Here is an 8,590-nt window from a genome sequence, read left to right as displayed (position 1 = left end):
GCTGCACAGCAGCCCCAAAAGCAGCGACTCAATTCACCTGTCGCACCGAGGTGCCAGGTTCGGGGATTGCTTCGCAACCCAGCGGGAGCAAGCTCCCTCACCACAAAGGCACTCTCGGCACGGATCCAGGTAATCCAGCGCTTTTAGCCCGCGCCTTTTTCCTGCCGATACAAGCTGTTACTGTACAGGCCATAACAGCCCAAGCCGCCTGGATCGGATCTCAGACTTGATACGTCCCCTCCTCCTGTTCCTGATCAGCCTGGCCTTGAGCTACCCCGCCGGCGCCACCATCAGCGAAAGCCATGGCTATGCGCAGTTCGGCACGCTCAAGTACCCGGCCAGATTCACCCACTTCGACTGGGTCAACCCGCAAGCGCCCAAGGGCGGTACGTTGCGGGTCATGGCATTTGGCACCTTCGACACACTCAATCCGTATACCTTCAAGGGCAGCAGCCCGGTCTCCACGGCAAATTTCCTGCAATACGGCATCAATGAATTGAACGAGCCGTTGATGGTTGGCACCGGCCAGTACGCACCGTCCGGCGACGAACCGACGTCGAGCTACGGCCTGATCGCCCGATCCGTGGAATACAGCGAGGACCGTAGCTGGGTGGTGTTCAACCTGCGGCCGGAGGCGCGGTTCCATGACGGCGTGCCGATCACCGCCTATGACGTAGCGTTTTCTTATAAGACGCTGCTCAAGGAAGGTCATCCGCAATACCGCACCAACCTGCAGGAAGTGCTGCGGGTCGATATCCTCAATCCGCTGAAAATCCGCTTTGTATTCAAGCGTGCGGGCAATCCCTTGCTGATCCTGCGCCTCGGGGAACTGCCGGTGCTGCCCCAGCACTACTGGAAAGACCGCGACTTCAAGGCGACCACCTTCGAGCCTCCCCTGGGCAGCGGCCCTTACCGCATCACCAAGGTGCAGCCCGGTCGCCAGTTGGTCTTCGAACGGGTCAAGGACTACTGGGGCAAGGACCTGCCGGTCAATCGCGGCAAATACAATTACGACCGTATGCTCGTCGAGTTCTACCGCGACAGCGAGGTCGCCTTCGAAGCGTTCAAGGCCGGTGAATTCGATATCTACATTGAACACCAGGCCAAGAACTGGGCCAACGGCTACAACTTCCCGGCGATCAACCGTGGCGATGTGATCAAGGCGCAGATTCCCCACCAGATTCCGACCCAGACCCAGGGTCTGTTCATGAACACCCGGCGCAGCACCTTCGCCGAGGTCAAGGTACGCGAAGCCCTGGGATTGATGTTCGATTTCGAATGGACCAACCGCACGTTATTCAGCGGTGCCTACAAACGCACTCTCAGCTATTACCCCAACAGTGAATTTTCTGCCACGGGCCTGCCCGTGGGCCACGAATGGCTGCTGCTCAAACCGTATCGTGAGCAATTGCCGCCGCGACTGCTGACCGAACCCTTCAGCCTGCCTCGCACCGACGGTCGCGGCATACCGCGCGAGACCTTGCGCAGGGCCTTGGGCCTGTTGAAGGAAGCCGGATGGACCCTTCACGGCCAACACTTGCTGAACGCCGACAAGCAGCCCTTGCGCTTTGAAATCCTGTTGGTGAACCCGAATCTGGAGCGCATCCTCCAGCCTTATGTCGAAAACCTCGCCAGCATCGGCGTCCAGGCCCGTCTGCGCACGGTGGACCGCGCTCAGTACAAGCAGCGCCTGGACCAGTTCGATTTCGACATGATCCTGCTGACCCTGAGCCAGACCCTCAGCCCGGGCCTTGAACAATGGCAGTATTTCCATTCCAGCCAGGTCGGGATCAAAGGCAGTAAAAATTATGCGGGCATTGCCAACCCCGTCGTCGATCACCTGCTGGAGAAGCTGCTCGCCGCCCAGACTCGCGACGAACAGGTCGCCGCCGGCAAGGCCCTGGACCGCGTGCTGCTCTGGCAGCATTACTGCATTCCCAACTGGTATCTCAATTATCATCGCCTGGCGTACCGCAACCGGTTCGCTTTCGTCACTACGCCGCCCTACACCCTGGGCCTGAGCGCATGGTGGCTGAAATCTTCGGAGAAAGATCAATGAAGCCTTTACGCGCCCTGCTTCTGCAGGCCGGCGGTCTGTTATTCGCCGGACTGGCCTGTGCCGCGCCGCAGCACGCCTTGACGTTGTACAACGAGCCGCCGAAGTACCCGGCCGATTTCAAGCATTTCGATTACGTGAACCCGGATGCTCCCAAGGGCGGAATATTCCGCCAGGGCGGGTTTGGCGGCTTCGACAGCCTCAACCCGTTTATCAGCAAAGGCGTACCGGCCGACGATATCGGCCTGATCTACGACACCCTGGCCAAGCAAGGCCTCGACGAGCCCTTTACCGAGTACGGCCTGATCGCCGAAAAGATCGAGAAGGCCCCGGACAATGGCTGGGTGCGCTTCTACCTACGCCCCGAAGCGCGCTTCAACGACGGTCATCCGGTGCGCGCCGAAGACGTCGTGTTCAGCTTCGAGACCCTGACCAGGGACGGCGCCCCGATGTTTCGCGGCTACTACAACGATGTCGCCGAAGTCGTCGCCGAGACGCCGCTCAAGGTCCTGTTCAAGTTCAAGCACACCAATAACCGCGAACTGCCGCTGATCCTCGGCCAATTGCCGGTATTGCCCAAGCACTGGTGGGCCAACCGCGACTTCAACAAGGGCAATCTGGAGATCCCCCTCGGCAGCGGCCCCTACCGGGTCACCGACGTGAAGGCGGGGCGTTCGATCCGCTACGAGCGCGTCAAGGATTACTGGGGCAAGGACTTGGCGGTCAATCGCGGTTTCTACAATTTCGACGTCCTGACCACCGATTACTACCGCGACAACACCGTGGCCGTAGAGGCGTTGAAAGCCGGGCAATTCGATTTCTGGCTGGAGATGGCCGCCAAGAACTGGGCCAACGCCTACAACATTCCCGCCGTCAGCGAAGGCCGCCTGATCAAGGAACAGATCCCCAACGGCAACCCCACCGGCATGCAGGGTTTTGTCTACAACCTGCGCCGCCCGATCTTCCAGGACGTGCGGGTGCGCCAGGCGTTGAGCCTGTTGCTGGACTTCGAATGGACCAACAAGCAGTTGTTCCACGGTGCCTACGCCCGCACCCGCAGCTATTTCGAGAACTCGGAAATGGCCGCGACCGGCCTGCCCGGCGAAGACGAATTGAAGATTCTCGAACCGCTGCGCGGCAAGATTCCGGAACAGGTCTTCACCGAAACCTTCCAGCCAACGGTCTGCGATGGCAGCGGCATGATCCGCGACCAGCAGCGCAAGGCCTATCAATTGCTGCAAGAGGCCGGCTGGCGCATCGTCGATGACAAGATGGTCGACGCCCAGGGCAAACCGGTGGTGCTGGAATTCCTCCTGGCCCAGACCGAATTCGAGCGGGTGCTGCTGCCCTTCAAGCGCAACCTGAGCGACCTGGGAATCGAGCTGGTGATTCGCCGCGTCGACGTGTCCCAGTACATCAACCGCGTGCGCTCCCGGGACTTCGATCTGGTGGTGGGCAGCTTCCCGCAGTCCAGTTCACCGGGTAACGAGCAGCGCGAGTTCTGGATGTCGGCTGCCGCGGACAAGCCGGGCAGCCGCAATACCATGGGCCTGAAGGACCCGGCCGTCGATCAGTTGGTAGAGCAGTTGATCAACGCCGATTCACGCAAGAGCCTGGTGGCTCATGCCCGGGCGCTGGACCGGGTGCTGCAGTGGGGCTACTACGTGATCCCGAACTGGCACATCAAGACCTGGCGCGTGGCCTACTGGAACCATATCGGCCACCCGAAAGTCACCCCGACCTACGACATCGGCACCACCACATGGTGGGTGAAGCCGGACGTCAAACCGGCCGACGAAGTGGAAAAACAAGTGATCGAGCAGCAAGTCGCCGCCCCTGTGAGCGTGGAGTAACCCGATGCTGGCTTATATTTTTCGGCGCCTGCTGCTCATCATCCCGACCCTGTTCGGCATCCTGCTGATCAACTTCGTGATCATCCAGGCCGCGCCCGGTGGGCCGGTGGAACAGATGATCGCCAAGCTCGAAGGTTTCGAAGGCGCTACCAGCCGCATCGCCGGCGGCGGCGCGGAAGTGTCGGTGGCCGGCTCGTCCTACCGCGGCGCCCAAGGCCTGGATCCGGCCCTGGTCAAGGAAATCGAGCGCATGTACGGCTTCGACAAGTCGGCCCCCGAACGCCTGTGGATCATGATCAAGAACTACGCCCGCCTGGACTTTGGCGACAGCTTTTTCCGCGACGCCAAGGTCATCGACCTGATCAAGGAAAAGATGCCGGTGTCGATCTCCCTCGGGCTGTGGAGCACGCTGATCATGTACCTGGTGTCGATCCCGCTGGGGATTGCCAAGGCGACGCGGCACGGCAGCCACTTCGACGTGTGGACCAGCTCGGCGATCATCGTCGGTTATGCGATCCCGTCGTTCCTGTTCGCCATCCTGCTGATCGTGGTGTTTGCCGGCGGCAGTTATTTCGACTGGTTTCCATTACGGGGGCTGACGTCGAACAATTTCGAAGAACTGAGCCTGGGCGGCAAGATCCTCGATTATTTCTGGCACCTGGCCTTGCCTGTCACCGCGCTGGTGATCGGTAACTTCGCCACCATGACCCTGCTGACCAAAAACAGCTTCCTCGATGAAATCAACAAACAGTACGTGGTCACCGCCAAGGCCAAGGGGCTGACGCGCAGCCGGGTGCTCTACGGGCATGTATTTCGCAACGCCATGCTGCTGGTGATTGCCGGTTTCCCTTCGGCGTTCATCGGGATTTTCTTTACCGGCTCGTTGCTGGTGGAAGTGATCTTCTCCCTCGACGGCCTCGGGTTGATGAGCTTCGAAGCCGCCATCAACCGCGATTATCCGGTGGTCTTCGGCACACTGTTCATCTTTACCCTGCTGGGGCTGGTAGTGAAACTGATCGGCGACCTGACCTATACCTTCGTCGATCCGCGTATCGACTTCGAAAGCCGGGAGCATTGAGATGAACCTCTCCCCTCTCAATCGCCGCCGTTTCGAACTGTTCAAGGCCAACAAACGTGGCTGGTGGTCGTTGTGGCTGTTCCTGTTCTTGTTCGTGCTCAGCCTGGGCGCCGAGCTTATCGCCAACGACAAGCCGCTGGTGGTGCACTATGACGACGGTTGGTATTTCCCGGCCCTCAAGCGCTACCCGGAAACCACGTTCGGCGGCGAATTCCCGCTGGAGGCCAACTACAAGAGCCCGTATATCCGCGAACTGCTGGCCGCCAAGGATGCCTGGGTGGTGTGGGCACCGATTCCGTTCAGCTACCAGAGCATCAACTACGACTTGAAAGTCCCGGCCCCGGCGCCGCCCTCCTCGGTGAACTGGCTCGGCACCGACGACCAGGGCCGCGATGTGCTGGCGCGGGTGATATACGGATTCCGCATTTCGGTGCTGTTCGCGCTCACGTTGACGGTGCTCAGTTCGATCATCGGGGTGATCGCCGGTGCGTTGCAGGGCTTCTATGGCGGCTGGGTAGACCTGGCCGGCCAGCGCTTCCTGGAAATCTGGTCCGGGCTACCAGTGCTCTACCTGCTGATCATCCTCGCCAGCTTCGTCCAGCCGAACTTCTGGTGGCTGCTGGGCATCATGCTGCTGTTTTCTTGGATGAGTCTGGTGGATGTGGTGCGCGCTGAGTTCCTGCGCGGGCGCAACCTCGAATACGTGCGCGCCGCGCGGGCGCTGGGCATGCAAAATGGCGCGATCATGTTCCGCCATATCCTGCCCAACGCCATGGTCTCGACCATGACCTTCATGCCGTTCATCCTCACTGGCGCCATCGGCACCCTCACCGCCTTGGATTTCCTCGGTTTCGGTCTGCCGGCCGGCGCGCCATCCCTCGGCGAGCTGGTGGCCCAGGGCAAGTCCAACCTGCAGGCGCCCTGGCTGGGCATCAGCGCATTCGCCGTGCTGGCGATCATGCTGAGCCTGTTGGTGTTCATCGGCGAGTCCGCTCGCGATGCCTTCGATCCGAGGAAATGAAATGAATCAGGACAATCTGATCGAAGTCCGCGACCTGGCGGTGGAATTCATCGTTGGCGAACGCCGCCAGCGCGTGGTCGAGGGCGTCAGCTTCGACATCAAGCGCGGCGAAACCCTGGCTCTGGTGGGTGAAAGCGGCTCGGGCAAATCGGTGACGGCCCATTCGATCCTGCGCTTGCTGCCCTACCCGCTGGCCCACCACCCGACCGGGACCATCCAGTACGCCGGCCAGAATCTGCTGGGCCTCAAGGAAAAGACCATCCGCCATATCCGGGGCAACCGGATCGCGATGATTTTCCAAGAGCCGATGACCTCCCTGAACCCGTTGCACTGCATTGAAAAACAGCTCAATGAAGTGCTCGGCATCCACAAGGGCCTGACCGGCAAGGTCGCCACCCGGCGCTCCCTTGAGCTGCTGGAACTGGTTGGCATCCCCGAACCGCACAAACGGCTCAAGGCGTTGCCCCACGAACTGTCCGGCGGCCAGCGTCAGCGGGTGATGATCGCCATGGCCCTGGCCAATGAGCCGGAATTGCTCATAGCCGACGAACCGACCACCGCGCTGGACGTCACCGTGCAGCTGAAAATCCTCGATCTGCTCAAGGATTTGCAGGCGCGTCTGGGCATGTCGCTGCTGCTGATCAGCCACGATTTGAACCTGGTGCGAAGAATTGCGCATCGCGTATGTGTCATGCAGCGTGGTTGCATCGTCGAACAGGCATCGTGCGCAGAGTTGTTCCGCGCGCCGCAACATCCGTACACTCGGGAATTGCTGGCCGCCGAGCCCAGCGGCAACCCGGCGACCAACGTGGTCGGCCCGCCGCTGCTGGAGGTCGAGGACCTGAAAGTCTGGTTCCCGATCAAGAAAGGCCTGTTCAAGCGCACGGTGGATTACATCAAGGCCGTGGATGGGATCCGCTTCAGCCTGCCCCAGGGCCAGACCCTGGGCATCGTCGGCGAAAGCGGGTCGGGTAAATCCACGCTGGGGCTGGCGATCCTGCGGTTGATCGGCAGCCAGGGCGGGATCCGCTTCGAGGGCAAGCAGCTCGACAGCCTGTCGCAGCAGCAGGTCCGGCCGTTGCGCCGGGAGATGCAAGTGGTGTTTCAGGACCCGTTCGGCAGCCTGAGCCCGCGGATGTGTGTAAGCCAGATCGTTGGCGAAGGGCTGCGGATCCACAAGATCGGCACCGCAGCCGAACAGGAACAAGCGATAATCGCGGCATTGAAGGAGGTAGGCCTGGACCCGGAAACCCGGAACCGCTACCCCCACGAATTTTCCGGAGGGCAACGGCAGCGCATCGCCATTGCCCGGGCCCTGGTGCTCAAGCCGGCGTTGATTCTGCTGGACGAACCAACGTCGGCCCTGGACCGTACCGTGCAACGCCAGGTGGTGGAGCTGTTGCGGTCGCTGCAAACCAAGTACAACCTGACGTACCTGTTTATCAGCCATGACCTGGCTGTCGTCAAAGCGCTGAGCCACCAGCTGATGGTGGTCAAGCATGGCCAAGTGGTCGAACAAGGTGATGCCCGCAGCATATTCGCCGCGCCGCAGCACCCCTATACACAGCAGTTGCTGGAGGCCGCTTTCCTGGCCCCGACAACTGCCGAATAACCTGAAAGAGGAGCAACACATGGGTTTTCTCGCCGGTAAGCGCGTACTGATCGTCGGTGTCGCCAGCAAGCTGTCCATCGCATCCGGCATCGCTGCCGCCATGCATCGCGAGGGCGCTGAGCTTGCCTTCACTTATCAGAACGACAAACTCAAGGGTCGTGTCGAAGAGTTCGCGCAAGGCTGGGGTTCGAGCCCTGAGCTGTGCTTCCCGTGCGACGTGGCCAGCGATGAAGAAATCGCCAAGGTCTTCGAAGAATTGAGCAAGAAGTGGGATGGCCTGGACTGCATCGTGCACTCCGTGGGCTTCGCCCCGGGCGACCAGCTGGACGGCGACTTCACCGAAGCCACCACCCGCGAAGGTTTCCGCATTGCCCACGACATCAGCGCCTACAGCTTCGTGGCCCTGGCCAAGGCCGGTCGCGAGATGATGAAAGGCCGCAACGGCAGCCTGTTGACCCTGTCGTACCTGGGTGCCGAGCGCACCATGCCGAACTACAACGTCATGGGCATGGCCAAGGCCTCCCTGGAAGCTGGCGTTCGCTACCTGGCCGGCTCCCTGGGCCCGGACGGCACCCGCGTGAACTGCGTATCGGCCGGCCCGATCCGCACCCTCGCCGCTTCCGGCATCAAGAACTTCCGCAAGATGCTGGCCGCCAACGAAGCGCAAACCCCGCTGCGTCGCAACGTCACCATTGAAGAAGTCGGCAACGCCGGCGCCTTCCTGTGCTCGGACCTGGCGTCGGGCATCAGCGGTGAAATCATGTACGTGGACGGCGGCTTCAACACCACCGCGATGGGCAATATCGAAGAGTAATCTTCCACGCTGCAATAGAAACGCCGCTTGCCCTGGAAAGGCCAAGCGGCGTTTTGTTATGCCCTGCAAAATCACCCGTGGAGCGAGTCTGCTCGCGAAGGCGGTGGGTCAGTCGCTGTAGATGCTGAATGGGCTGGCCTCTTCGCGAGCAGGCTC

General features: G+C 61.1%; 6 protein-coding genes. All 6 read left to right on the top strand.

The features are described from left to right. Positions 1-226: 226 nt before the first annotated feature. Genes ACE04F_RS08415 through fabI form a run of 6 tightly spaced genes read left to right on the top strand, consistent with a single transcriptional unit; the run spans position 227 to position 8,434 of the window. Complete coding sequence (locus ACE04F_RS08415; RefSeq protein ID WP_486105809.1) at positions 227-2,059, top strand: extracellular solute-binding protein; 1,833 nt, start codon at positions 227-229, stop codon at positions 2,057-2,059. Next, positions 2,056-3,909: an extracellular solute-binding protein gene (locus ACE04F_RS08410; protein ID WP_486105807.1), complete on the top strand. Its 1,854-nt coding sequence runs from the start codon at positions 2,056-2,058 to the stop codon at positions 3,907-3,909. Before ACE04F_RS08415 ends, ACE04F_RS08410 begins: the two co-directional genes overlap by 4 nt. A 4-nt stretch (positions 3,910-3,913) precedes the next feature. Next, positions 3,914-4,987 carry a microcin C ABC transporter permease YejB gene (locus ACE04F_RS08405; RefSeq protein ID WP_486105805.1) on the top strand — a complete coding sequence of 358 codons (1,074 nt, stop codon included), beginning with the start codon at positions 3,914-3,916 and terminating at the stop codon, positions 4,985-4,987. Between the two features lies 1 nt (position 4,988). Beyond that, positions 4,989-6,008 (top strand): ABC transporter permease, encoded by a 1,020-nt coding sequence (locus tag ACE04F_RS08400; RefSeq protein ID WP_305500432.1) that lies wholly within the window; start codon positions 4,989-4,991, stop codon positions 6,006-6,008. A 1-nt stretch (position 6,009) separates the two neighbouring features. Next, entirely contained in the window at positions 6,010-7,620 is a 1,611-nt protein-coding gene (locus ACE04F_RS08395) for an ABC transporter ATP-binding protein (protein ID WP_486105803.1), read from the top strand. A 19-nt stretch (positions 7,621-7,639) separates the two neighbouring features. Next, positions 7,640-8,434, top strand: coding sequence for an enoyl-ACP reductase FabI (fabI, locus tag ACE04F_RS08390; protein WP_003202751.1), 795 nt, complete (start codon positions 7,640-7,642; stop codon positions 8,432-8,434). Positions 8,435-8,590 lie beyond the last annotated feature (156 nt).

The organism is Pseudomonas sp. AGC41, from assembly GCF_057334555.1.
This window is presented reverse-complemented; position numbering and strand designations above follow the sequence as displayed.

What these genes read in the sequence shown, in the direction of transcription:
- ACE04F_RS08410 (WP_486105807.1), top strand. Translation starts at nt 2,056, where the DNA reads ATGAAGCCTTTACGCGCCCTGCTTCTGCAGGCCGGCGGTCTGTTATTC.
- ACE04F_RS08405 (WP_486105805.1), top strand. Translation starts at nt 3,914, where the DNA reads ATGCTGGCTTATATTTTTCGGCGCCTGCTGCTCATCATCCCGACCCTG.
- ACE04F_RS08400 (WP_305500432.1), top strand. Translation starts at nt 4,989, where the DNA reads ATGAACCTCTCCCCTCTCAATCGCCGCCGTTTCGAACTGTTCAAGGCC.
- ACE04F_RS08395 (WP_486105803.1), top strand. Translation starts at nt 6,010, where the DNA reads ATGAATCAGGACAATCTGATCGAAGTCCGCGACCTGGCGGTGGAATTC.
- fabI (WP_003202751.1), top strand. Translation starts at nt 7,640, where the DNA reads ATGGGTTTTCTCGCCGGTAAGCGCGTACTGATCGTCGGTGTCGCCAGC.